Origin of the sequence: Silanimonas lenta DSM 16282 (assembly GCF_000429065.1) — a bacterium.
Lineage (GTDB): Bacteria > Pseudomonadota > Gammaproteobacteria > Xanthomonadales > Xanthomonadaceae > Silanimonas > Silanimonas lenta.
The window spans coordinates 30,203-53,590 of sequence record NZ_AUBD01000005.1 but is presented as its reverse complement, the minus strand read 5'-3'; the positions used below and the strand labels follow the sequence as shown (position 1 = coordinate 53,590).

The 23,388-nt window shown below is 72.6% G+C and carries 21 protein-coding genes; 8 read left to right on the top strand and 13 right to left on the bottom strand.

Going from position 1 to position 23,388, the window contains the following annotated elements; genetic code table 11:
* Positions 1-59: 59 nt before the first annotated feature.
* On the bottom strand, positions 60-1,145 hold the full coding sequence (locus G408_RS0102865) for an NAD(P) transhydrogenase subunit alpha (RefSeq protein ID WP_028769859.1): 1,086 nt from the start codon (positions 1,143-1,145) through the stop codon (positions 60-62).
* 95 nt (positions 1,146-1,240) lie between these two features.
* The gene (locus tag G408_RS12870) at positions 1,241-3,469 is read right to left on the bottom strand and encodes a DUF1631 family protein (RefSeq protein ID WP_051282550.1); all 2,229 of its coding nucleotides are present in this window, start codon (positions 3,467-3,469) and stop codon (positions 1,241-1,243) included.
* A 114-nt stretch (positions 3,470-3,583) separates the two neighbouring features.
* On the opposite strand from G408_RS12870, the gene G408_RS0102855 reads away from it, so the two are divergent.
* Genes G408_RS0102855 through G408_RS0102845 form a run of 3 tightly spaced genes read left to right on the top strand, consistent with a single transcriptional unit; the run spans position 3,584 to position 5,603 of the window.
* A complete protein-coding gene (locus G408_RS0102855; protein WP_028769858.1) occupies positions 3,584-4,150 on the top strand; it encodes a nitroreductase family protein in 567 nt (188 codons plus the stop codon).
* Positions 4,147-5,049: a 5'-3' exonuclease gene (locus G408_RS0102850; protein WP_051282549.1), complete on the top strand. Its 903-nt coding sequence runs from the start codon at positions 4,147-4,149 to the stop codon at positions 5,047-5,049. Before G408_RS0102855 ends, G408_RS0102850 begins: the two co-directional genes overlap by 4 nt.
* Positions 5,046-5,603, top strand: coding sequence for an NUDIX hydrolase (locus tag G408_RS0102845; protein ID WP_028769856.1), 558 nt, complete (start codon positions 5,046-5,048; stop codon positions 5,601-5,603). The genes G408_RS0102850 and G408_RS0102845 overlap by 4 nt, the downstream gene beginning before the upstream one ends.
* Positions 5,604-5,606: 3 nt before the next feature.
* On the opposite strand, the gene pip is transcribed toward G408_RS0102845, so the two are convergent.
* Positions 5,607-6,554, bottom strand: a complete 948-nt coding sequence (gene pip, locus G408_RS0102840) for a prolyl aminopeptidase (RefSeq protein ID WP_028769855.1) — start codon at positions 6,552-6,554, stop codon at positions 5,607-5,609.
* Between the two features lie 92 nt (positions 6,555-6,646).
* On the opposite strand from pip, the gene G408_RS12865 reads away from it, so the two are divergent.
* The 3 genes from G408_RS12865 to dxs all read left to right on the top strand — a co-directional run bounded on the left by G408_RS12865 (position 6,647) and on the right by dxs (position 10,401).
* A complete protein-coding gene (locus G408_RS12865; RefSeq protein WP_037412045.1) occupies positions 6,647-7,303 on the top strand; it encodes an HNH endonuclease in 657 nt (218 codons plus the stop codon).
* A gap of 120 nt (positions 7,304-7,423) precedes the next feature.
* On the top strand, positions 7,424-8,350 hold the full coding sequence (locus G408_RS0102830) for a hypothetical protein (protein ID WP_028769853.1): 927 nt from the start codon (positions 7,424-7,426) through the stop codon (positions 8,348-8,350).
* 143 nt (positions 8,351-8,493) lie between these two features.
* On the top strand, positions 8,494-10,401 hold the full coding sequence (gene dxs, locus G408_RS0102825) for a 1-deoxy-D-xylulose-5-phosphate synthase (RefSeq protein ID WP_037412043.1): 1,908 nt from the start codon (positions 8,494-8,496) through the stop codon (positions 10,399-10,401).
* 47 nt (positions 10,402-10,448) lie between these two features.
* Here dxs and G408_RS0102820 read toward each other — a convergent pair whose 3' ends face one another.
* The 7 genes from G408_RS0102820 to ahpC all read right to left on the bottom strand — a co-directional run bounded on the left by G408_RS0102820 (position 10,449) and on the right by ahpC (position 17,741).
* Positions 10,449-11,228 (bottom strand): hypothetical protein, encoded by a 780-nt coding sequence (locus G408_RS0102820; RefSeq protein WP_028769851.1) that lies wholly within the window; start codon positions 11,226-11,228, stop codon positions 10,449-10,451.
* Positions 11,218-12,573 (bottom strand): metal-dependent hydrolase family protein, encoded by a 1,356-nt coding sequence (locus G408_RS12860; RefSeq protein WP_211226639.1) that lies wholly within the window; start codon positions 12,571-12,573, stop codon positions 11,218-11,220. Before G408_RS12860 ends, G408_RS0102820 begins: the two co-directional genes overlap by 11 nt.
* A gap of 99 nt (positions 12,574-12,672) precedes the next feature.
* The gene (locus G408_RS0102810; RefSeq protein ID WP_028769850.1) at positions 12,673-13,890 is read right to left on the bottom strand and encodes a cation:proton antiporter; all 1,218 of its coding nucleotides are present in this window, start codon (positions 13,888-13,890) and stop codon (positions 12,673-12,675) included.
* 33 nt (positions 13,891-13,923) lie between these two features.
* Complete coding sequence (gene prmC / locus G408_RS0102805) at positions 13,924-14,784, bottom strand: peptide chain release factor N(5)-glutamine methyltransferase (RefSeq protein ID WP_037412041.1); 861 nt, start codon at positions 14,782-14,784, stop codon at positions 13,924-13,926.
* A complete protein-coding gene (locus G408_RS12855; RefSeq protein WP_051282548.1) occupies positions 14,781-15,341 on the bottom strand; it encodes a Pycsar system effector family protein in 561 nt (186 codons plus the stop codon). The genes prmC and G408_RS12855 overlap by 4 nt, the downstream gene beginning before the upstream one ends.
* 87 nt (positions 15,342-15,428) lie before the next feature.
* On the bottom strand, positions 15,429-17,024 hold the full coding sequence (ahpF, locus tag G408_RS0102795; RefSeq protein ID WP_028769848.1) for an alkyl hydroperoxide reductase subunit F: 1,596 nt from the start codon (positions 17,022-17,024) through the stop codon (positions 15,429-15,431).
* A 153-nt stretch (positions 17,025-17,177) separates the two neighbouring features.
* Positions 17,178-17,741: an alkyl hydroperoxide reductase subunit C gene (gene ahpC / locus G408_RS0102790; RefSeq protein WP_028769847.1), complete on the bottom strand. Its 564-nt coding sequence runs from the start codon at positions 17,739-17,741 to the stop codon at positions 17,178-17,180.
* A gap of 167 nt (positions 17,742-17,908) precedes the next feature.
* Between ahpC and G408_RS0102785 the strand changes: the two genes are divergently transcribed.
* Both G408_RS0102785 and G408_RS14685 read left to right on the top strand, forming a co-directional pair.
* Complete coding sequence (locus G408_RS0102785) at positions 17,909-18,823, top strand: LysR substrate-binding domain-containing protein (RefSeq protein WP_028769846.1); 915 nt, start codon at positions 17,909-17,911, stop codon at positions 18,821-18,823.
* The gene (locus G408_RS14685) at positions 18,820-19,539 is read left to right on the top strand and encodes a hypothetical protein (protein WP_051282547.1); all 720 of its coding nucleotides are present in this window, start codon (positions 18,820-18,822) and stop codon (positions 19,537-19,539) included. The genes G408_RS0102785 and G408_RS14685 overlap by 4 nt, the downstream gene beginning before the upstream one ends.
* Here G408_RS14685 and G408_RS12845 read toward each other — a convergent pair.
* From G408_RS12845 to G408_RS0102765, 3 genes are read right to left on the bottom strand one after another with little or no spacing between them, the layout of a single operon-like run.
* Positions 19,509-20,414 (bottom strand): DMT family transporter, encoded by a 906-nt coding sequence (locus G408_RS12845; protein WP_051282546.1) that lies wholly within the window; start codon positions 20,412-20,414, stop codon positions 19,509-19,511. The genes G408_RS14685 and G408_RS12845 overlap by 31 nt on opposite strands.
* Positions 20,404-21,045: a glutathione S-transferase family protein gene (locus G408_RS0102770; RefSeq protein ID WP_037412040.1), complete on the bottom strand. Its 642-nt coding sequence runs from the start codon at positions 21,043-21,045 to the stop codon at positions 20,404-20,406. Before G408_RS0102770 ends, G408_RS12845 begins: the two co-directional genes overlap by 11 nt.
* A gap of 51 nt (positions 21,046-21,096) precedes the next feature.
* On the bottom strand, positions 21,097-23,304 hold the full coding sequence (locus G408_RS0102765; protein WP_028769844.1) for a 7TM-DISM domain-containing protein: 2,208 nt from the start codon (positions 23,302-23,304) through the stop codon (positions 21,097-21,099).
* Between the last annotated feature and the right edge of the window lie 84 nt (positions 23,305-23,388).

Genomic DNA, 23,388 nt, shown 5'->3' with positions numbered 1-23,388 from the left:
CTTAGCAATCGCCTGTTCCCCTGCGCCGCAGCCACGCCGCTGGCGCCTGCCGCCTGCTCTCAGCCGGCGGGCCTCACCCAGCAGGTCTTCTCCACCAGTTCGTCGCTCCAGTCGAAGGCGATGGCGCCCTCCTTCAGGAACAGCGAGACGAAGTTGAGAAGGTTGCGGGCGTACATCTCGCTGGCATGCACCGCCCCGCTGCTCGGCAGGTTGAGCGGCCCTGCCACGGTGACGGCGCCATGCTGGAAGGTCTCGCCGGGACGGGTGAGCTCGCAGTTGCCCCCGGTCTCGGCGGCCATGTCCACCACCACGGCGCCCGGTTTCATCCCCTCCACCATCGCGGCGGTGATGATCTTCGGCGCCGGGCGGCCGGGCACCGCGGCGGTGCAGACCACCACGTCGATGCCCTTCAGGTGCTCGGCGAGGCGCTGTTGCTGCAGGGCGCGCTCCTCGGCGGTGAGTTCGCGGGCATAGCCGCCGCTGCCGGCGGCCGAGACCCCGAGATCGAGGAACCTGCCGCCCAGCGATTCGATCTGCTCCCGGGTCTCCGGCCGCACATCGAAGCCTTCCACCTGCGCCCCGAGGCGACGCGCGGTGGCGATGGCCTGCAGGCCGGCCACGCCGGCCCCGACGACCAGCACCCTGGACGGGCGGATGGTGCCGGCGGCGGTGCTCAGCATCGGGAAGAAGCGCGGCGCGAGCTGGGCGCCGAGCAGCACGGCCTTGTAGCCCGCCATGCCGGCCTGCGAGCTCAGCACGTCCATCGACTGCGCGCGGGTGGTGCGCGGCAGCTTTTCCATCGAGAAGGCGGTGATGCCGCGGGCCTTCAGCACTGCCTCGCGCTCACCCGGGGCATGGGCGGCGAGCATGCCCACCACCACCGCCCCGGGCTTGAGCTTCGACAGGGTGGCGGCGTCCGGCGACTGCACGCAGAGCAGGAGATCGGCCGCCGCCAGGGCGGCTTCACGCTCGAGCACGCGGGTGCCGGCATAGGCCGCATCGGGGAAACCGGAGGCCTCCCCCGCCCCGCATTCGATCGCCGGCGCCGCGCCGAGTGCCGCGAGCTTCTTCGCGGTTTCCGGACTGAGCGCCACCCGCCGCTCGCCGGCGGCGGTTTCCTTGAGACAGACCACGGTGACGGGCATCGACGTTCTCCCCTGAACGGATGCCCCGATGCTAGCCGAAGCCGCGGCCGGAAGTAGGCCCCCTGGCGCGGCCAAGCCGGCAGCAGCTCATGCCCTCAGGCGATGTCCTGCTTCAGCCGCCCGACCATGCGCTGCAGGGCATCCTCGAAGGCACCGCCCTGGGCGTCGCGCAGCTGCAGCTTGCCCTGCTTCTTCAGCACGCCGAGCTCCTCCACCGAGGCCACCAGCATGCGCACGCCGCGGCGGTTGACGAACATCAGGCGGTTGGAGATCGGCGAGATCCAGGCCAGCTTGGCCGGGGCGAACTTCTCGTCCTCGCCGGCAAGGGCGATCCAGTCGCCCACCTTGAGCTGGCGCAACTGGACGAGATCGTCCGGATCGAACGCGGGCGCCACCTCGGTACCGGCCACCACCTTGAGCCGCGGCGGCTGCGGCACCGGCGGCGGCTCGGGGGCCACGCGCAGCACGGCCGCGGCCTGCTGGGCCGCCTGGGCGTCGCCCCGGCGCTGCGCCTCGATGCCGTCGGCCAGCGCCTTGATCACGGTATCGGCCGCCTCGCCCTGCACGCCGGAACTGGCGAGCACGGCCACGATGTCGGCCCCGAGGCCCTGCATGGCAGTGCCCACGCTCACGCCGGCCGCCCGGCCGCCGGGCAGCAGGTCGAGCAGCTTGTCGGCCAGCGCGAGGGCGCCGTTCCAGGCATCCGATTCGGTGCCGTCGCGCAGGGCCACCAGCGAAAGGTGGTGCGACCAGCTGCGGGCCAGGAACTCGCGCAGGGCCGCCGGCACCCTGCGGCCGTCGATGCGGCTGGCAAGCTCGCCACCGGCCTGCAGCCGGGCGTGCTCGAGGCGCTCCTGGCCGCGCTGGGCCTCGGCGGCACGCTTCTCGGCAAGCTCGATGCGCTTGCGCTGCTGCTCGAGGAAGCCGCGCAGCTCGGCCTCCAGGGTCTCGAAGATCGCCACGTCCTCGTTGAACTCGGAGACCAGGGTATCCACCACCTGCTCGGCCTTGCCGAGCATCTCGCGCTCCTGGGCACTCTGGCCGGCATTGCCCTCGCAGGCCTCGGTGACGGCATTGAGCAGGCGCCGCGCCGGGTGGGTGCGGTACATGAACATCCGCCTGTCGAGCAGGGCCACCTTCACGTAGGGCACCACGAGCCGGCTCACCAGATTGCGGGCGCGCTGCTCGAAATCGTGCTCATCGAACAGGACGTCGAAGAGCATGCCCACGAGATCGACGGCATCCTCCTCGTCCGGGCTGATCCGCACCTGCTCGGGCGAGAGGCCGATGCGGCTGGCGCTCTGCAGCAGGTCGCGCTTCAGCAGCACCGAAAGCGAGGCTTCGTGGCGCTCCATGGTCTCGAGCACCGAGGGCGGCACCTCGGCCTGCATCAGCGAGAGCACGGAGAGCATTTCGTTGGTGGCGAGCGGCCGGCGCCCGCCATGCTCGCCGCCCCCCGCGGCCACGCCGTCGGCCACGGCCTGCGCCGGGCGCAGGGCACGCAGCATCTCGCGCAGGAGGGCGAAGACATTGGCATCCTCGGGCACAGCGGCGGCATGGCCCTGCCAGCCGCCCCCGGGCGCCGCCGTGCCATGGCCCGCCTCGGCCGCGTGGGCGGAGGCCATGCCGGCCGTGGGCGTGCCGGCCGGGCGCGAGGGCGCAGCGGCCCGCGGCACCACCCCGGGACCGCCGCGCGGCACCAGGCCGGCGGCGGCGAAGCGCTGCGAGAGCGGCTCGATGATCTCGGGGAAGCGCTGCAGCAGCTCGCGCTCGTAGTACTTGTAGAGCACCACCTGCAGCATGTTCGGCAGCTCGATGCCCTTGAGCGCCCGGTGCAGGCCATGGCCGAAGTTCAGGGCGCTCAAGGGGTTCTGCCGCGGCGCCAGCGATTCCGTGCCCATGAGCTTCGCCATGCCGCGGGCCAGGGCGTCGAGGGTGTGGCCGTGGGCGCGCTGCAGGGCCTCCACGATCAGGTCGGAGGCGAGCTGCTGCTCCAGCTCTTCCTCGCCCACCAGGCTGAGACTGGCGCCGTCCACGGCCAGCGGCCGGGGCTCGATGAGCTCGTCGAACAGGGCCTCGTACTGGCGCGCGAACTGGCGCTCGATGGTGGCGCGGGTGGCGCGCAGGCTGTTCATGGCCTCCAGCCTGGGCGAACGGGCGAAGGGATCGGCGCCCTCGCCTTCCTTCTGGGCGAGATCGAAGATCCAGTCATCGGCCTTGCCCAGCACGGCGAGCACCAGGGACGAGAGCTGGTCCACCACGAAGCGGCGCGTGTGGCGCAGGAGTTCGTCGTAGGTCGGCGGGCGGCTGTTCGCGGGGTTCATCGCGGCGGGCGGAACGCGGGGAGGCTGGGCAGCATAGTGGCCCCGTTGACACTTGCAAACCGTGACGCATCCGGCACTTGGGGCATCGTGGCGGCCCGCCGTTACACTGCGCTCATGGATGTCCTTGCGCCCTTGACGCAGCGCCGCTCGGTGCCGAGCCGCCTGCTTGCCGCCCCCGGTCCCGACCGGGCCCAGCTCGAGGCCCTGCTCACCGCCGCCATGCGGGTGCCCGACCACGGCAAGCTCGCCCCCTGGCGCTTCGTGCTGATCGAGGGCGAGGCCCGCCATGTGCTCGGCGAGCGGCTCGTCGCCCGGGCACGCGAGATCGACCCGAACGCCCCGGCCGCCGCCCTCGAGAAGGACCGCGAGCGTTTCTGCTTCGCCCCCACCATCGTCGCCGTGGTGGCCACGCCGGTGGCCGGTCACAAGGTGCCGGTGGTCGAGCAGCTCCTCTCCGGCGGCGCGGTGTGCTTCGCCCTGCTGCTCGCCGCGCAGGGCATGGGCTTCGGCGCCCAGTGGCTCACCGGCTGGGCCGCCTACGACCGCGAGATCCTGGCCGGCCTCGGCCTCGCGCCCGAGGAGCAGCTGCTCGGTTTCATCCACATCGGCACCCCGCAGGGCGAAGCGCCGGAACGGCTGCGCCCGGCCCTGGCCGACAAGCTCTCGGTATTCCGGCCATGAGCCCCGCGCCGGAGGCCCAGCATCTCGTCGATGCCAGCCTCTACGTGTTCCGCGCCTGGCACGGCACCCCGGCCGACGTGGCCGACGAGGAGGGCTGGCCGGTGAATGCGGTGCACGGCTTCGCCCGCTTCCTTTGCGACCTGCTGGCCCGCAGCCGCGCCCGCCATCTCGCGCTGGCCTTCGACGAGGCGCAGGACCGCTGTTTCCGGAACGAGGTCTACCCGGCCTACAAGGCCAACCGCGAACCGGCCCCGGAGGAACTGAAGCGCCAGTTCGGCCACTGCAAGGCGCTCGGCGAGGCGCTCGGCCTGCCGGTGCTGGCGCATGGCCACTACGAGGCCGACGACCTGATCGGCAGCGCCGCGGAGCAGGCGCGGCGCGGCGGACGCCGCGTGGTGATCGTCTCGGCCGACAAGGACATGGCGCAGCTGCTCGACGAGGGCGACTGGCAGTGGGATTTCGCCCGGAACGAGCGCTGGGACTGCGCCGGAGTGAGGCCGCGCTTCGGCATCCACGCCCACCAGGTGCCCGACTACCTCGGCCTGACTGGCGATGCCATCGACAACATCCCGGGGGTGCCCGGCATCGGCCCCAAGACCGCCGCCACCCTGCTCGGCCTCTACGGCTCGCTCGACGCCCTGCTGGAGCGCCTCGACGAAGTGCCGCTGCTGAAGCTGCGCGGCGCCGCCGGCCATGCCGCGCGCCTGCGCGAACACCGCGAGGCAGCCCTGCTCTCGCGCCGGCTGGCGACCATCGTGCGCGACGCGCCCCTGCCCGAGGGCTTCGACGGCGCCCGCCGCGATCCCGACCGCGAGGCCCTGGACCGGCTCTGCGAACGCCTGCGAATCGGGCCGATGACACGCCGCCGTCTCATCGAATGCGCGACACTCCCGGCATGAGCCGTCACGACTCCGACAGCAAGGACACCGTCGCCTGGGAGGGCCGCTGGCTGCGCATCCGCGTGCGCGGCACCTGGGAATACGCCGAACGCACCCACGCCGAGGGCAAGGCCGTGATCATCGTGGCGGTCACTCCGGCGCGCACCCTGCTCTTCGTCGAGCAGTACCGGGTGCCGCTCGGCCAGCGCACCATCGAGATGCCGGCGGGTCTGGTGGGCGACCAGGACGGCGAGGACACCCTGGAGGCCGCCGCCGCCCGCGAGCTGCTCGAGGAAACCGGCTGGCGCGCCCAGCGGGTGGAGGTGCTGATGGAGGGGCCCACCAGCTCCGGCATGAGCAACGAGCGCATCGCCTTCTGCCGCGCCACCGGGCTTGAGAAAGTACATGCCGGCGGCGGCGACGAAACCGAGGACATCACCGTGCACGAGGTGCCGGTGGACGAGGCCCCGCGCTGGCTGGCGGCGAAGATGGCCGAAGGCTATGCCATGGACCCGAAGCTCTGGGCCGGGCTGTGGCTGGTGGACCGCAACCCGGACGGCAGCCCGCTCGCCTGAGCCTCAGCGCCCGCGGTAGCGGTCGGTGGCGTCGACGAGGGCGCTGGCGATCTCCGGCTCGAAGGCCGAGTGCCCCGAGGACGGCGCGATGACGAGCTCCGCCTCCGGCCAGACCCGCTTCAGGTCCCAGGCGTTCTGCACCGGGCAGACCACGTCGTAGCGGCCATGGACGATGGTGGCCGGGAGATGGCGGATGCGGGGCACGTCGCGCAGCAGCTGGTCGTCGCACTCGAAGAAGCCGCCATTGACGAAGTAGTGCGACTCGATGCGGGCGAAGGCGAGCGCGAAGGCCTCCTCCTCGTGCCCACTGATGAAGCCGGGGTCCTGGTGCAGGAAGCTGGTGGCGGCCTCCCACACGCTCCAGGCGCGGGCGGCGGCGAGCCGCGTGGCCGGGTCCTCGGACGTGAGGCGGCGGTGGTAGGCGGAGATGAGGTCGTGGCGCTCCACCTCTGGGATCGGCTTCAGGTAGGCCTCCCAGGCATCCGGGAACAGTCGCGAGGCGCCCTCCTGGTAGAACCACTCCAGCTCCCAGCGGCGCAGCATGAAGATGCCGCGCAGCACCAGTTCGGTGACGCGCTCCGGATGGGTCTGGGCGTAGGCCAGTGCCAGCGTGGAGCCCCAGCTGCCGCCGAACACCTGCCAGCGCTCGATGCCGAGGTGTTCGCGCAGGCGCTCGATGTCGGCCACGAGATGCCAGGTGGTGTTGTCGACGAGATCGGCATGCGGGGTGGAACGCCCGGCCCCGCGCTGGTCGAAGAGCACGATGCGGTAATGCTTCGGATCGTGGAAGCGGCGCATCTTCGGCCCGCAGCCGGCCCCGGGACCGCCGTGCAGCAGCACCACCGGCTTGCCCGCCGGGTTGCCGCACTGTTCGTAGTACAGGCGGTGCCGGGCATCCACCTGCAGCATGCCGAGGTCGAAAGGGTCGATGTCGGGGTAGAGGATGCCCATGCCGGTCTCCAGCTGCGAAGGCGCGCAGTCTACGAGGATGGGCACCCGGCCGTGCTTGCGCCGTCACAATTCCGGGGTATGCTCGAGTTCCGATGGAGCCCGCCACGCCGCTTCCGGCACTTGCGCTGGCCAGGGTCGATGGCGCCCCGGCACGGGGGTCTGCCCCCTCGCGCTTCCCCGCAGGCCCTCCACCGCGCCTGCTGGCGCTCGATGCCCACGGCCGCATCCTCAACTGGATGAGCTGGCAGGACGCGGCCTGCCTCTACGCCCGTGATGCCGTGGCCTGGACCCTGGGCGAGCCCTGCCTCGTGCTGCACGGCGGCGTGAACCGCTGGACCGGGCGCCGCAGCGTGCTCGAGATCGCCCCGATCATCGCCGCCCGCGGCCATGCCCGCTCGCGGATCCCCGACCCGACGCCGCCCCTCACCAACGCCGCCCTGTTCGCCCGCGACCAGTGGCTCTGCCTCTACTGCGGCGCCGACGGCCGCCGCACCGCCCTCACCCGCGACCATGTGGTGCCCACCTCGAAGGGCGGCAGGGATGTGTGGGAGAACGTGGTGGCCGCCTGCATCCACTGCAACTCGAAGAAAGGCGGGCGCACGCCGCAGCAGGCCGGCATGCCGCTGCTCGCGGTGCCCTTCCGGCCGAGCTGGGTGGAGCACCTGATCCTCTCCAACCGGCACATCCTCGCCGACCAGATGGCTTTCCTGAAAGCGCATCTGCCGAAACGCCAGCGCCCCTCGGGCTGAGCCGGGCCAGGACCCTCCTGTGACGCCGCCCACAGCATGGCCGCGGCAGGCCTGCGCCGGATTGACCCCGCGCGCGGGCAGTTCCGATACTCGGCCGCTCCCCTTGCCACAGGCGCTGCCATGCCCCGACTGAGCTTCTCCGGCTTCGACCGCGACGATGAGGCCAAGGCCCGCCGGCTCTTCGAGGGCCTGGGCCTGCCCGGCTGGAGCATCGCCGAGGAGGCCGCGGCCGACGTGGTGCTGGTCGATCTCGATTCGATGTACGGCCAGATGGCCTGGATGCGCGGCTTCGCCCCCGGCGTCCTGACCATCGGCCTTACCCAGGCCCTGCGCGCCGATACCACCTACCGGCTGGAAGCCCCGCTAACGGCCACCGGCCTGGCCGCCGTGCTCGCAACGATCGGCTCCGCCGGCGCGGCACCGGGGAACGGCAGCGCGAAGGCCCCGGCGGTGCCGGCATCGCCCCCCGCTCCGCCGCCGCGGGAGGCCGAGGCGCTCCCCCCACGCCCGGTCGAACCCCCTCCCGCCGCACCGGTGTCCGCTCCCCCGGCGCCTTCCGCCGCACCCCGCCTCGCCGCGCGGCTCGCGGCCGGCAGCGGCGCCTTCTCGGCCCGGGCCCCCGGTCTTCCCGAGCTGGTGGTGGACCTCGACCGCCAGCAGTTCGCTCCCGGCCGCTCGCTCAAGGCCCTGCTGCCCTACGCCACGCTCGACCCGGCCCGAATCGCGCTCTCCCCGCTCACAGCGGAGACCGCGGCCGAAGCGCTGGCCCGGGCCGGCGAGCCGCAACCCCTGGCCCGCCTCGCCTGGCTGCTGGCCCTGGGTGGCGGCGAGGGCCGGCTTCAGGGGCATGCAGCGGGCACCCGCTTCCAGCTCGACCGCTGGCCGCAGGTGGAGCGTGAGTTCCCGAAGCATTTCCGGATCGCCACGGTGATGCTCAAGGCTCCGGCCACGGTGGAGGAAATCGCCGCGGCCTCGGGGGCCAGCGAGGCCGAGGTGGCCGACTACGTGAACGCGGCACTCGCCGCCGGCCACGCCAGCGTGCGCTGAGCCCCCTTGCCCCGGCTGCGCCCGCGCCGCGCCCCGGGCGGACCCTGCGTGGCCCGGTCCTGCCTGAACCCCGCCCGGGGCTCGGCTTGCCCCCCCTCCCCCCCGGGGCGGACAATCGCCGTCCGCATTTGCCCCAGCCGCCGATGGACGCCCAGCGTTACCCGCGCCTTTCCCGCATCACCTACCCTGCCGACCTGCGCCAGTTCCCGGAGGCCGAACTGCCGGCCGTGGCCGCCGAACTGCGCGAGTACCTGATCGAATCGGTGGGCCAGAGCGGCGGGCACTTCGGTGCCGGCCTCGGGGTCATCGAGCTCACCGTGGCCCTGCACTGGGTCTACGACACCCCGAACGACCGCCTCGTCTGGGATGTCGGCCACCAGACCTACCCGCACAAGATCCTCACCGGCCGTGGAGCGCGCATCACCTCGGTGAAGAAGAAGGGCGGCGTGGCGCCCTTCCCGAAGCGCAGCGAAAGCGAGTACGACACCTTCGGCGTCGGCCACAGCAGCACCAGCATTTCGGCCGCCCTGGGCATGGCCACTGCCCTGCAGCGCGCCGGTGACCCGCGCCGCGTGGTGGCGGTGATCGGCGATGGGGCGATGACCGCCGGCATGGCCTATGAGGCCCTGAACCACGCCGGCGGCATGGACCCGGAGCCCGACGTGCTGGTGGTGCTGAACGACAACCGCATGTCGATCTCGGAGAACGTGGGCGGCCTGACCCGGATGCTGGGCAAGCTGATGGCTTCCAGCACGCTCAACGCGGTGCGCGAGGGCGGCAAGAAGATCCTCGGCGACAAGCGCACCAGCCCGGCCGCCCGCTTCATGCGCCGCTGGGAGGAGCATGCCAAGGGCATGTTCGTGCCCTCCACCCTGTTCGAGGAGATGGGCTTCCACTACACCGGCCCGATCGACGGCCACGACCTGCCGGCCCTGCTGCAGGCGCTGAAGATGCTCAAGGGCCGCAAGGGCCCGCAGCTGCTGCACGTCATCACCACCAAGGGCAAGGGCTACGAGCGCGCCGAGGACGACCAGATCGGCTACCACGCGGTGGGCCCCTTCGACCCCGGCCAGGGCGTGGTGAACAAGGGCGGGGCGAAGAAACCCACCTACACTGATGTGTTCTCCGACTGGCTCTGCGATGCCGCCGCCGCCGAGCCGCGGCTGATGGGCATCACCCCGGCGATGCGCGAGGGCTCGGGCCTGGTGCGCTTCAGCCGGGAGTACCCGGAGCGCTATTTCGACGTGGCGATCGCCGAGCAGCATGCGGTGACCCTGGCCGCCGGCATGGCCTGCGAGGGCGCCAAGCCGGTGGTGGCGATCTACTCCACCTTCCTGCAGCGCGGCTACGACCAGCTGGTGCACGACGTGGCCATCCAGGACCTCGACGTGCTGTTCGCCATCGACCGCGGCGGCGTGGTCGGGCCGGATGGCGCCACCCATGCCGGCAACCTCGATCTCAGCTTCCTGCGCTGCGTGCCGAACATGGTGGTGATGGCCCCGGCCGACGAGGCCGAATGCCGCGCCATGCTCACGACCGGCCTGCGCTACCCCGGCCCGGCCGCCGTGCGCTACCCGCGCGGCACCGGCCCCGGCGTGGCCGTGCCCGCCAGCCTCGATACCCTGCCGATCGGCAAGGCCGAGCTGCGCCGGCGCGGCAGCCGCATCGCCCTGCTGGCCTTCGGCGCCCTCGTGCCGGTGGCCGAGGCGGTGGGGGCCGAGCTTGGCCTCACCGTGGTCAACATGCGCTTCGTCAAGCCGCTGGACCGCGCCCTGCTGCTGGAGCTGGCGGCCAGCCACGAGGGCTTCGCCACCCTCGAGGACAATGTGGTGATGGGCGGCGCCGGTTCCGCGGTGCTGGAACTGTTCGCCGAAGCCGGCGTGCTGAAGCCCACCCTGCTGCTCGGCCTGCCCGACCGCTTCCAGGACCACGCCTCGCGCGAGGAACTGCTGGCCGAGGCCGGGCTGGACGCGGCCTCGGTGCGCGCCGCCCTGCTGGCACGCTGGCCGGAACTCGCCACCGGCGGCGGGCTTCGCGCCGCGGCGGGCTAAAGCCGCCTCGGCCTCGGGTGCGGCGACGAGACCGCGCCCGGCCCGGGTTACCAGCGCCACTCCAGGCCCAGGCCCGGGCCATGCAGGCGGGCATCGAAGCGGAAGCCGCCCGCTTCCTTCCGCGTGTCGAGCCAGCGGTAGCCCAGCATCCACGCAAGCTCGGCGGAGACCGGCCCGCCCACATGCAGCATCAGGTCAGTGGTGTGCTTCGCGCCCCCCGCCCCGGCCAGCGCCCAGCCGCCGAGGAACAGGCCATTGCCGAACTGGCGCCGGCCCTTGAGCCCGAGCTGCACGTCCACCCAGCGCTCCGACTGCGCGCCGGCATAGGCCGGCGGGATCGGCAGGGCCCCGGCGATCGCGCCCGGCAGTTCATAGCGGAAGCGGGTGCGGGTGGAGAAATGGCGCAGGCCCGCCACGGCGTCGAGATGCCCCCAGTCGCCCTCGCGCCAGCGCCAGTGCCCGGCCAGCAGCAGCGTGGTGCTGCGGGCTCGCACGTCCACCGGGAAGGCGAGGCCCGTGCCCGGCACCGGCACGCCCACGCGGGGCGAGACTTCCGCATGCAGCACATCGACCAGCCAGCCGCGTCCGTCACGGCTCGCCTCGAAGGCGCCCATGGCGGCGGCGTCGAGCGAATCGAACACCTCGCTGAAGGAGGCCCGCGGCCTCACCTCGAGGTCGAGGCCACGATGGCGCAGGCCGCCGTCGATGGCCGTGCCCCACAGGTAGGGCGCGGCGCGGTACTGCCAGTCGCCCGCCTGCGCCAGCCCCGCGCCCATCAGGCACAGGGCGGCAAGCAGCGCCGGCCGGATCAGGGAATCAGCGCGCATCCTTCACCACCTTTCCGTCTTTCACGATCATCGCGAAGTTTCGCTGCGGATCGGCGATGAGGCCGATGTCGGCCACCGGGTCGCCCTCCACCAGGATCAGGTCGGCCATCGCCCCTTCCGCCACCACGCCGATCGGACCGGGATAGGGATTGCGCTCGCCGGAGAGGGCCAGCAGCTCGGCGTTCGCTCCGGTGGCGATGCGCAGCACCTCGCCGGGCGGATACCAGCGCGCCAGCTTGGCGAGCTGCGCGCCGATGCGGGACACGCCGCGGCGGTTGAACAGGGTGTCGGTGCCGAAGGCCACCTTGACGCCGTGCTTGCGCGCCAGCGCGAAGGCGCGCTCCGTGCCCTGCGAGACCAGCTGCTGCTTGAGCCGCCCGGCCTCGTCGTTCTTCGGGTTGGCGTCCTCGTCGAGCAGGAAGGGCTGCAGGCTCCACCAGACGCCCTTCTCGGCCATCAGCCGCACCGTGGGCTCGTCCACCAGCTGGCCATGTTCGATGCACTTCACCCCGGCCTCGATGGCGGCGCGCACCGCCTTCGAGGTGTAGGCATGCACCATCACGTAGGTGCCCCAGTTCTCCGCCGCCTCCACCGCGGCGCGCATCTCCTCCACCGTGTACTGGGTGACGTCGAGCGGGTCGTAGAAGGAACTCACGCCGCCGCCCGCCATCAGCTTGATCTGGGTGGCGCCCAGCATGAGCTGCTCGCGGGTGCGCACCCGCACCGCGTCCGGGCCATCGGCGATCACGGCCGCCCCGAGCAGCTCGGCCCGGCTCAGGTTCGTCATCCCGGTGCGCGGCACCTCGTGCGGCAGGCGGAAGTCGCCGTGCCCGCCGGTCTGCGAGAGCATCGCCCCGGAGGGGTAGATCCGCGGCCCGGGCACCAGCCCGACGTCGATGGCGCGCTTCAGGCCGAAGGAGGGGCCACCCACGTCGCGCACCGTGGTCACGCCCTGGGCCAGGGTCGCCTTGGCCACGTCGGCGGCGAGCAGGTTGAGGAAGCCGATGTCGGCGGTCATCGCCAGCATCAGGTCCGGGGCCACCAGCATCGAATGCCAGTGGGCATCGATCAGGCCGGGCATCAGGGTGCGGCCGCCGCCCTCGACCACGCGCACGCCGGCCGGTGCCTCCAGCGGCGTACGGGAAACGCGGGCGATGCGAGTGCCCTGCACCAGCACGTCGCTGGGCGGCGAGAGCGCGGTGCCCTTGCCGTCGAACACCCGCACCTGGCGGAACAGCAGGCCTTCTGCCGTATCGCCCGGGGTGCCGGGCTGTGCCCCCGCCGGACAGGACAGCATCAGGGCGCAGGCCATGAGCCCCGCGAACACGCGCCAGAACCCCCGCATCGGTTTTCCCCTTGCACCGGGCCGCGGGCCGCGGCCACCGCGCCCCGACTCTAGGCCCGGGCGCTGCTACGGTTCAAGGCGTAGTAGGTGAAGGCCGGATTACGCCTCGCGTAGCGCCTCCGGCACCCCCTGCCTGCCCAGGCGCCGGCGCAGCATCGGGATGGTGAGCATGGTGCTGGCCACCGCCATCAGCAGCAGGGCGGTGAAGGCATCGGCCGAGATCACGCCCTTGTCGAGCAGGATGGTGGCGAACACGATCTCGATCAGGCCCTTGGTCTGCAGGAGCCAGCCGATGAGATGGGCTTCGCCCGGGGCCCAGCCCAGAAGGCGCCCGGCGATCGCCACGCCGAGGCGCTTGCCCGCCACCGAGGCCGCGAGCATCACTGCCGCTGCCACCAGCACCGCCGCGCCCCCCACGCCCCACTCCGTGCGCAGCCCGGTGCTGAGGAAGAACACCGGCATCATGAACACCAGCACGGTGTTGCGCACGAGGTCGAAGCGCTCCTCCACGAACCACTGCCGGTCGATGATCACGCCGGCAAGGAAGGCCCCCACCATGAAGTGCAGGCCGGCGGCATCCGAGGCCAGGGCGCAGGCCAGCAGCCACATCAGGCCCAGTGCCCAGCGGTCGAGCTCGCCCACGCCGCGCAGGCCGCGGCGCACGAGGGGGGCCAGCAGGCCGAAGCCGGCGAGGAACAGGACCTGGTGCAGCAGGCGGTCGGTATCGACGAGGATCAGGGCCAGCACCACCCAGATGGCGATGTCGTCGAGGCTGGAATAGCGCAGCACCCGCTGGCCGAGCGGGGTGCGCAGGATGCCGAGCTTCTCCATCAGCAGCATCAGGATCGGCAGGGCGGTCACCGCCGCGCCCATGCCGAGGGCGGCGATGAACTGCAGTTCGCTGGCCTTCGGCCCGAGCAGGCCCGGCATCCACTGCAACAACCCCCAGGCCGCGACGGCGCCCACCAGCAGCGGCGTGGCGAGGGCGAAGCCGGCGGTGATCGCGGTCTCGCGCCGCCCGGCCCAGGCCGACTTCAGGTCGAGCTCGATGCCGGCGAGCCAGAGGAAGATGATCACCGCCCACCAGGCAAGGCCATTGAGGTTCGCCACCACCGCGGGCTGGAAGAGCTGGGCATGCAGGGCCGGGAACAGGGCACCGGCGATGCCCGGGCCGAGCAGGATGCCGGCCACGATCTGCACCACCACCAGGGGCGCGATGTCCTCGGTACGGGCCAGCCGCCAGACCAGCCAGGGCAGCGCGAAGATGCCGAGCATCACGAGGAGGTAGGCGGTCTTGGGATGGAGCGTCTCGGGCATGGCGCGGCGCGTGGCGTGGAAACGGGGAACGAATCAGTCGGGAAGGCGGCCGAGCGAGACCCGCTCCCGCCCCTCGAGATCGGGGGCGGTGGCGATGTCGGTGAAGCCGGCGGCGGCGAGCAGGGTACGCAGGGCCGCGCCCTGCCGCCAGCCGTGCTCGAGCAGCAGCCAGCCGCCGGGGACGAGGTGCTGCGGCGCGGCGGCCACGATGCGCCGCAGGTCGGCGAGCCCGTCCGGGCCGGCGGCCAGGGCCGTGCGCGGCTCGAAGCGCAGATCGCCGGCCTCGAGATGGGGATCTTCCGCCTCGATGTAGGGCGGGTTGCTGGCGATGAGGTCGAAGCGCTCGCCCGCCACCGGCGCGAACCAGTCGCCAACACGCAACTCGACCCGCTCCGCGAGACCGAGCGCCACCGTGTTCTGGCGCGCCAGGGCCAGGGCCTCGGGGCTGCGCTCCACCGCCCACACCCGCGCCAGTGGCCGCTCGTGGGCGAGCGCGAGGGCGATGGCGCCGGTGCCGGTGCCGAGGTCGAGCAGGCGCAGCGGCCGGCCGGCGGGCAGGCGCTCCAGCGCCAGTTCCACCAGGCGTTCGGTCTCGGGCCGCGGGATCAGCGTGCTCGCATCCACCCGCAGCTCGAAGGCCCAGAAGCCGCGGCGGCCGGTGAGATGCGCCACCGGCTCGCCCCGCTTGCGGCGCTCCAGCAGGGCTTCGAAGCGGGCCGCAAGCCCGGTCTCGACGGGGGCATCGGCATGGGCGAACAGCCAGCTGCGCGGCCTTTGCAGCACGTGGGCGAGCAGGAGTTCGGCCTCGCCCCGGGCCTCGGCCGGATCGAGTCCCCCCGCGGCAGCGAGCCCGGCGGCGGCCCGCCGCAGCAGGACGGAAACCGGCTCGCTCACGCGAACAGCAGGCGGGCGAGCTGCACCGCGCAGGCGCCGACGAAGCCGGCGAGGAAGCTCAGGTAGGCACCGCGCAGGTAGCGGTACTTGTGGTGCGAGAGGTACCAGCCCAGCGAATAGATGTCCTTCGCCATCGTGGCGTACACGCTGCCGTCGGGGCGAACCGCCCGTTCCACCTCCGCGAGGAAGCGCTCACGGGAGAGCTCGGCGAAGTGGCCGAAGAACAGCAGGTTGAACTGCGGCGGCAGGGGCGCATCCGGCGCGGGCAGGCGCAGGGGGCGATACTTCGGCAGCACGGCGATCACCGCGAGGAACAGGGCCAGCAGGGTGAACACCGCCAGCACACCCATGGCGTGCTTGAGGTCGGGGTCACCGAGGCGGCCGAGGCTCAGGGTGAGCACCACCGAGGAGACGGTGATGACGATGTTCGCCTTGGTGTCGGCCATGGCCGACAGGTGCACGTGGTGCTGCTGCGTGGTGCGCAGCAGGTTGTCGCTGGTATTGCGTTCCGGGATCGTGCCAAACGGCCCCGGTGCCGGCATCGCCTTCGGTTCCATGCGCCCGCCCTCCCCTCATGACGGCAGGATGATAGCGCCGTGAAAGCCCCGGCTCCCGGCGCCCTTCCGGGCGCCGGACGGGCCGGCTCAGCCGCCGCTGGTCGCCACCGCAGCCCCGGCCGCGGCCGGGCTGCCCTGGCGGATCAGGTAGTCGAAGGCCGAGAGCGCGGCGGTGGCGCCGGCTCCCATCGAGATGACGATCTGCTTGTAGGGCACGGTGGTGGCGTCGCCGGCGGCGAACACCCCGGGCAGGGAGGTCTGGCCGCGCTCGTCGATCACGATCTCGCCGCGCGGCGACAGCGCCAGGCTGCCCTTCAGCCACTCGGTGTTGGGCAGCAGGCCGATCTGCACGAACACGCCCTCCAGCTCGAGGCGATGGCTCTCGCCGCTGGCGCGGTCGCGGTAGACGAGACCGTTCACCCGCTGGCCGTCACCCGTCACCTCGGTGGTCTGGGCCTGGGTGATCACCCGCACATTGGGCAGCGAGCGCAGCTTGCGCTGCAGCACCTCGTCGGCACGCAGCCGGGCATCGAACTCGAGCAGGGTGACGTGGGCGACGATGCCGGCAAGATCGATCGCCGCCTCGACGCCGGAGTTGCCGCCGCCGATCACCGCCACCCGCTTGCCCTTGAACAGCGGGCCGTCGCAGTGCGGGCAGAAGGCCACGCCCCGGTTGCGGTAGATCTCCTCGCCCGGCACGTCCATGGTGCGCCAGCGCGCGCCCGGGGCCAGCACGAGGCTGCGGGCCTTCAGCGAGACGCCGCTGGCGAGCTTCACCTCGAGGAGGCCGTCCTCGCCTGCCGGCACCAGGCCTTCCGCGCGCTGCAGGTTCATCACGTCCACTTCGTAGTGGCGCACGTTCTGCTCGAGGGCCGCGGCCAGCTTCGGGCCTTCGGTCTCGGCCACCGCCACCAGGTTCTCGATCGCGAGCGTGTCCAGCACCTGGCCGCCGAAGCGCTCGGCCACGAGGCCGGTACGGATGCCCTTGCGCGCCGCGTAGATGGCCGCCGCGGCGCCGGCCGGGCCACCGCCCACCACCAGCACGTCGAAGGGCGCCTTGGCGCGCAGCTTCTCGGCGGCGCGCGCCTCGGCATTGACGTCGAGCTTCGCCAGCACCTGCGCCAGCTCCATGCGGCCGGAGCCGAAGGGCTCGCCATTGAGGAACACCGCCGGCACCGCCATCACCTCGCGGGCCTCCACTTCCTGCTGGAACAGCGCGCCATCGATGGCGACATGGCTCACCCGCGGGTTCAGCACCGCGAGCAGGTTCAGCGCCTGCACCACGTCGGGGCAGTTCTGGCAGGAGAGCGAGTAGTAGGTCTCGAAGTGCAGGTCGGCATCGAGGGCGCGGGCGGCATCGAGCAGTTCCTGCTCGACCTTGGGCGGGTGGCCGCCCACCTGCAGCAGGGCCAGCACCAGCGAGGTGAACTCGTGGCCCAGCGGGATGCCGGCGAAGCGCACCGCCACCTCCGGCGCACCGGCGCGGCGGATCAGGAAGGAGGGCGTGCGCTCGTCGGCCTGCTCGCCGAGGCTGATCTTCGGCGAGAGCGAGGCCAGGGTGTCGAGCAGCTGCCGCAGCTCGGTCGAGGCTTCACTGCCATCGAGCGAGGCCAGCAGTTCGACCGGGTGCTGCAGGCGTTCGAGATAGGCCGCGAGCTGGGTCTTCAGGCTGTCGTCCAGCATGGGGAAACTCCGTGTGCAGGGCAGGCAGGCGCGCGGCGCGCGCAGGGCGGGCCGTGCGGGGTCAGGGGAAGGGTGCTTGCCGAAACCGCGCGGCGCGGCTTGGGCAAGCACCCGGGCCGCCGCCGCAGGGGCGGCGGCCGGGGTTCGTCCGGCTCAGATCTTGCCGACGAGGTCCAGCGAGGGAGCGATGGTCTTGGCGCCCTCGTTCCACTTCGCCGGGCAGACCTGGCCCGGGTTCTTGGCGACGAACTGCGCGGCCTTCAGCTTGCGCAGGGTCTCCTTCATGTCGCGGGCGATGGCGTTGTCGTGGATCTCGGCGGTCTTGATCACGCCCTCCGGGTTCACGATGAAGGTGCCGCGCAGGGCCAGGCCCTCTTCCTCGATGTGCACGCCGAACATGCGGGTCAGGGTGTGGGTGGGGTCGCCCACCAGCGGGAACTTGGCCTTGCCCACGGCCGGCGAGGTCTCGTGCCACACCTTGTGCGAGAAGTGGGTGTCGGTGGTGATGACATAGACCTCGGCGCCCAGCTTCTGGAACTCGGCGTAGTTCTCGGCGGCGTCCTCGACCTCGGTCGGGCAGTTGAAGGTGAAGGCGGCCGGCATGAACACCAGCACGGACCACTCGCCCTTGAGGCTCTCCTCGGTCACGGTCACGAACTTGCCGTTGTGGAAGGCGGTGGCCTTGAAGGGCTGCACGGTGGTGTTGATCAGCGACATGGATCGACTCCTAGCGTCGGTTGGGGAGGAAAAAGCGAGGGCACGCAGCGGCCGTGGGCGGAAGCCTCCACCCGCTGCATTGCCGTTCGATGGCGCCAATCTACCGGAGTGAAGGTTTCGATGGAAATGGATTGATTCCATCGTTTCGATAGTCTTAAGCTATCAAAATGAACCTCCGCGACCTGCGCTACCTCCTCGCCCTGGCCGAGCTGCGGCATTTCGGCCGCGCCGCCGAGGCCTGCCATGTGAGCCAGCCCACCCTCTCCACCCAGATCCGCAAGCTGGAGGAGGAGCTGGGGGTGACCTTGGTGGAGCGGGCACCGCGCAAGGTGATGCTCACCGAGGCCGGGGCCGAGATCGCGCAGCGCGCCCGCCGGGTGATGGCGGAAGTGGAACAGATGCGCGAGATCGCCCGCCGCTCCCACGATCCGGAGGCCGGCACCCTGCGGCTCGGCCTCTTCCCCACCCTCGGGCCCTACCTGCTGCCGCATGTGGTAGGACCGCTGCGCGAGCGTTTCCCGCGCCTCGAACTGCTGCTGGTGGAGGAAAAAACCGAGCTGCTGCTCGGGCAGCTGCGCGAGGGCCGCCTCGATGCCGCCATCCTCGCCCTGCCGGTGGACGACGAAGGACTGGAGCACGCCCTGCTGTTCGACGAACCCTTCGTGCTCGCGGTGCCGGAGCGCCACGTGCTCGCCGCCGCCGGACGCCGCCCGCTGCGCCTCGAGGAACTGCGCAACGAGCATCTGCTGCTGCTGGAGGACGGCCACTGCCTGCGCGAGCAGGCGCTCGATGTCTGCCAGCTCGCCGGGGCGAACGAGAAGGACGGTTTCCGCGCCACCTCGCTGGAAACCCTGCGGCAGATGGTGGCGGCCGGAGTGGGCATCACCCTGCTGCCGGTGCTGGCGGTGACCCCCCCGGTGCCGCCCCAGCCCAATCTGCGCCTGCTGCCCTTCGCCGACCCGCCGCCGAAGCGCCGGGTGGCCCTGTTCTGGCGCCGCAGCTCGGCGCGCACCGCCTTCCTGCGCAGCTTCGCCGCGGAGCTGGCGCGGCTTCCGCCGGAGCTGTTCCGGCTGGCCGCATGAGTGCGCCCGCCGCCCTGTCCCGCCCCCAGGGCGGCTTCGTGCGTGGCCCAGCGGCCCTCGCCCTGCTGCTGCTCGCCGTGGCCGGGGCCCTGGTGTGGTCGAAGGCGAAGGAACAGCGGGCGCCGTCGCCCCCGGAAAGCGGCACGGCGTCGCCCGGCATCGCCGGCCTTCCGGCCGCGTCGGCGGTCTGCGCCCTGCCCCGCCTGCCGGCCTCGGACGCCCCCGTGCAGCGGGACGGCGGGGCCCTGCCCGCGCCCTTCCCGATCGACCAGCATCGGCTCACGCCGCGCGCCGCCTTCGCCGTGCAGGCCACCGTGCTGGGCACCGAGCGCTACCGCTTCGACCGCGGAGCCGCGCTCTCGCCGGTGGACTTCGCCCTGGGCTGGGGCCGCATGGCCGATCCGGCCGTGCACGGCCCGCTCGCCATCCGCCAGTCCGGCCGCTGGTACCACTACCGCTGGGGGCCGGAAGGCCCGCCCATCCCGCTGCCGGAGATCATCCGCAGCAGCAGCAACCTGCACCTGATCCCGGCCGATAAGGCGGTGGAGCGGGCGCTGCTGCGGATCGGAGCCGGCCAGCGGGTACGGCTGGCCGGCTGGCTGGTCGACGTGGACGGCGAGGACGGCTTCGTCTGGCGCACCTCGCTGAGCCGCGAGGACAGCGGCGATGGGGCCTGCGAGATCGTCTATGTCTGCGAGGTGGCCACGCTGCCCTGAGGCGCGGCGGCCGGCCGCAGGCCGGCGAGGAAGATGCCCGAGAGCGACATCGCCACCCCGATCCACTCATGCACGGCGGTGGGGCGGGCGAACAACAGCACGTCGAGCACGAAGGCGAGCAGCGGCTGCAAGAGCAGCAGCAGGCCCACCGAGGCCACCGGCAGGCGCGGCAGGGCGCGGCCGATCAGCACCCAGCCGAGGCACTGGCCGATCAGGCCGAGGGCCAGCAGGGCGGCGAGGCTGCGACCGTCGGGGATGGCGAAAGAGGCGCCCTCGGCCAGCCCCGCGAGGCCGAGCAGACCCGCGCACTGCAGGCTGGAGACCACCAGCACCGGCTCGGCGGCCAGGGGCGCCTCGCGCTGCGCCCGCTTCAGGCCGAGGTTGTAGGCGGCGTAGGCAAGCCCGGTGGCAAGCCCGAACCAGACCCCCGCCTTGGACGCCGCCGACAGCGCCGCCCAGCCCTCGCCGAGGATCAGCACGAGGCCGCCGAAGGCCAGCAGCACGCCGGCGAGGAAGCGCCCGTAGAGGCGCTCGCCGAAGAACAGCGCGCCGGCGGCCACCATGAAGAACACCTGGGTATTGGCCAGCAGGGTGGCAAGCCCCGGGCCGATGGCATGGATGCTGCGGTGCCAGAGCCAGAGGTCGGCGGCGAAGGCGAGCGCCGGCCAGAGGCAGAAGGCCCAGGCCCGCCGCGGCAGGGGGCGCCAGCGCCCCATGGCGAGCAGCAGGCCGAGCAGCATCAGGCCGCCGAAGGCCATGCGCCAGAAGCCGGCCACGGTGGGCGGCACCTGGGCGTAGCGGACGAGGATGCCGGTGAGGCTGATCAGGCTGGCGCCGCCGGCCATGGCCAGCAGGGCGGCGCGGTCAGCGCTCATCCGCGCCCACGCGCCAGGGCTCGCGCACGCCGGCCTCGATCCACGCCTGCATCGCCGGCAGGGCCGCCATGGTCTCGCACCAGGCGGCCGCGGTGGCCGAGAGCGGCACGCCATAGCTGCGGAAACGGATCACCACCGGGGCGAACATGGCATCGACGATGCCGAAGTCGCCGAGCAGGAAGGGCCCCTCCCCGGCCTCGCGGCGCAGGTCGGCCCAGAGCGCCTGCACGCGCCGGATGTCGGCCTCGGCGGCGGCGTCCCAGCACCGCCCCGAGGGCTGGCGCCGGCAGTTCATCGGCAGCTGCGCGCGCAGGGCGGCGAAGCCGGAATGCATCTCCGCGGCGGCGCTGCGCGCCAGCGCCCGGCGTCCCGGATCAGCCGGCCAGCCGCGCCCGCCGAGATGCACCTCGTTCACGTACTCGCAGATCGCCAGCGAATCCCAGATGACCCGTCCGCCGTCGTGCAGCACCGGCACCCGGCCGGAGGGCGAGAGCGCCGGTATGCGCTCGCGGAATTCCGGGGTATCGAGCGGCAGCAGCCGTTCCTCGAAGGGAAGGCCGAACTGCCGCATCAGCAGCCAGGGCCGGAGCGACCAGGAGGAGTAGTTCTTGTTGCCGATGACGAGGCGCATGCAGGGAGCGGAGAACCGGGGAATGCGGATGGTAGGGCGGAAACGGCGGCTTCAGTGCTCGATCGGCACCGCGGCCTGCACCGCCGGGGCTCCGGGCACGCGGGCACGACCAATGGCTTCCCCGGCGCGCTCGATCATCGGCCGCGGCACCCGCTCGCCGGGGGCGATGGCGCCGATGCCGATGATCCACTCCGCCACCATCGGCCGCTGGCCGGCGGGCAGCAGGCCCGAGGGCGGCGGTTCCGGGGGCGAGAGCAGGCGGTGCAGGGCCTCGGCGAAGCCGCGCGCCGCCGGCACATCGCTGCCGGGCAGCACCACCCAGAGCTCGTCGGGCCCGGGGCGGCCGAGCAAGTGCGGCGGCAGGCCGTCCAGCGCCTCCATGGCGAGCAGGAAAGTCCGGGCCCGGGTGTCGAAGCCGCCCTCGCCAGCCAGCGGCACGCGCAGCAGGGCGATCGGCTCGCCGGCATCACGGCAGCGCTCGAAGGCCTGGCGCAGCTCGCGCTGCAGGGCCTCGGCGTTCAGCACGGCGAGGGTCGGGTCGAGATCGGCGCGCCGCGCGGCCTCGCGCGCCTCCAGGGCACTGGCCGCCACCGTGCGCGCCGCCGCCACCAGGGCCTCGATGCGCAGCAGCTCACCGGGCTCGAAGCCCTTGCCGCGGCGCTCGACGAATACCGCGGTCCAGCTGCTGGGGCCGAGGTGGTAGGGCACCATCGCCACCTGGCTCGGCCCCTCGATGCCGAGGGGAAGCACCAGCTGCTGCGGCGTGCCGAGGCGCAGCAGCGAACGCAGCACCCGGGCGCGCTCGCCGAGCAGCAGGGTGTAGGCCGAGGCCTTGGCCGCCGGCTCGGCCAGCACCTCGTCGCCCCCATGCAGCTGGCTCGTGGCCACGGCCACCGATTCCGCGCCGAGCAGGCCCTTGAGCGTCTCGATCAGGCGGCGCGCCACCACCCACTCGGCCTCGGCGCCTCCGCCATAGCGCAGGGCGCCGTCGATGGCCGACACCATCCTCGCCTCCGCCATCGCCCAGCGCTGCGGCTCGGGCACCTCGGGCGGCGGGGCGGGAGCTTTCGGCGCCTCCACCGGCAGGCCGCGCAGCCAGGGCAGCAGCACCATCGAAAGCAGGAACACGGCGATCAGCAGCTGGTAGCCATAGAGCGCGAGGGCCGAGGGCGGCACCAGGCCACTCGCCGCCAGGGCGCGCACCACCAGCGCTGCGATCAGCAGCAGCATGAGCAGGGTGGGCAGCCAGCGCAGGCGTCGCCGGTCGAGGGCGAAAGCCACCAGTACCAGCAGCCAGGCCTGCGACCACACCAGCTCGGCCACCCGGCGCAGGAGATCGGTGTACTCGCGCGGCACCTGCACGCAAAGACCAGCCACCGCCACCAGGACGAGGCCGATGCGCAGGTACCAGGTCGCCAGGGTGCCCGACACCGCCTTCAGGCCGGACTGGCGGCGCACCACCACCAGCAGCAGGCCGGCGAGCAGGAGGGTGGCCGCATACACCGCTCCGCCGCCCACCAGCCAGGGCTCGAGCAGGGCGCGCAGGGGCGGCGGCAGCTGGTCGTTCACCAGGGCCACCACCAGCAGGGAGGCCAGGCTGAGCAGGGCCATGCCAAGGCCGCCGGCGCCGGCCCGCCTGAGCGGCGGGGCGAAGCTGAGCAGGAAGGCCGCCACGAGCACGCCGTACACCAGCAGGAACAGGCGCTGCGACGCTGCTTCGCGCTCGGCCAGCACGCTGCCATCGATCAGCTGCGGCCGGAGGTCGGCATCGGCGCTGCCCTCCACCCGCAGGTAGACCGCCTGTGGCCCGGCAAGGCCCGGGGGCAGGGGCATCACGAAGCCGTCCGGCCAGCGGGCATCCCACTCGCCGAGCCGGAAATAGCGGCTCTCGGCCACCTCCACCCCGGGCGCGGAGGGCAGCAGCACCGCCACCCGGTCGATGGCGGCGCGCTCGAGCCGCACATACCAGCGCACACCCTCGGCAGGCGACGGGAACTCGGCGCGCAGCCGCAGCCATACCACCCGGTCGGGCCGCGGGCTGGCCCGCACCACGCCCTCCAGTGCCGGATAGAAGCCGGGCTGGTAACGGCCGACGAGGATGTCGGCGAGCGGCACGGCGGGCGGTGCCGCGGTATGCGCCACCTGCAGGGGCAGGCTGCTGCGGGCCAGATCCACGCGGGTGGCCGGGGCTACCGCCACGGCCGCGAGCAGCAGCAGGGCGAGGGCGGCGAGCGCAATGGTGGTGAGGCGCAGGTGCATGCGAAGCCCGGGGTCGGCCATCCTGGCGGCCCTCCACTCTAGCCCAAGCGGGTGGCGTTTGACGGCGTTTGACGAAGCTCGCCG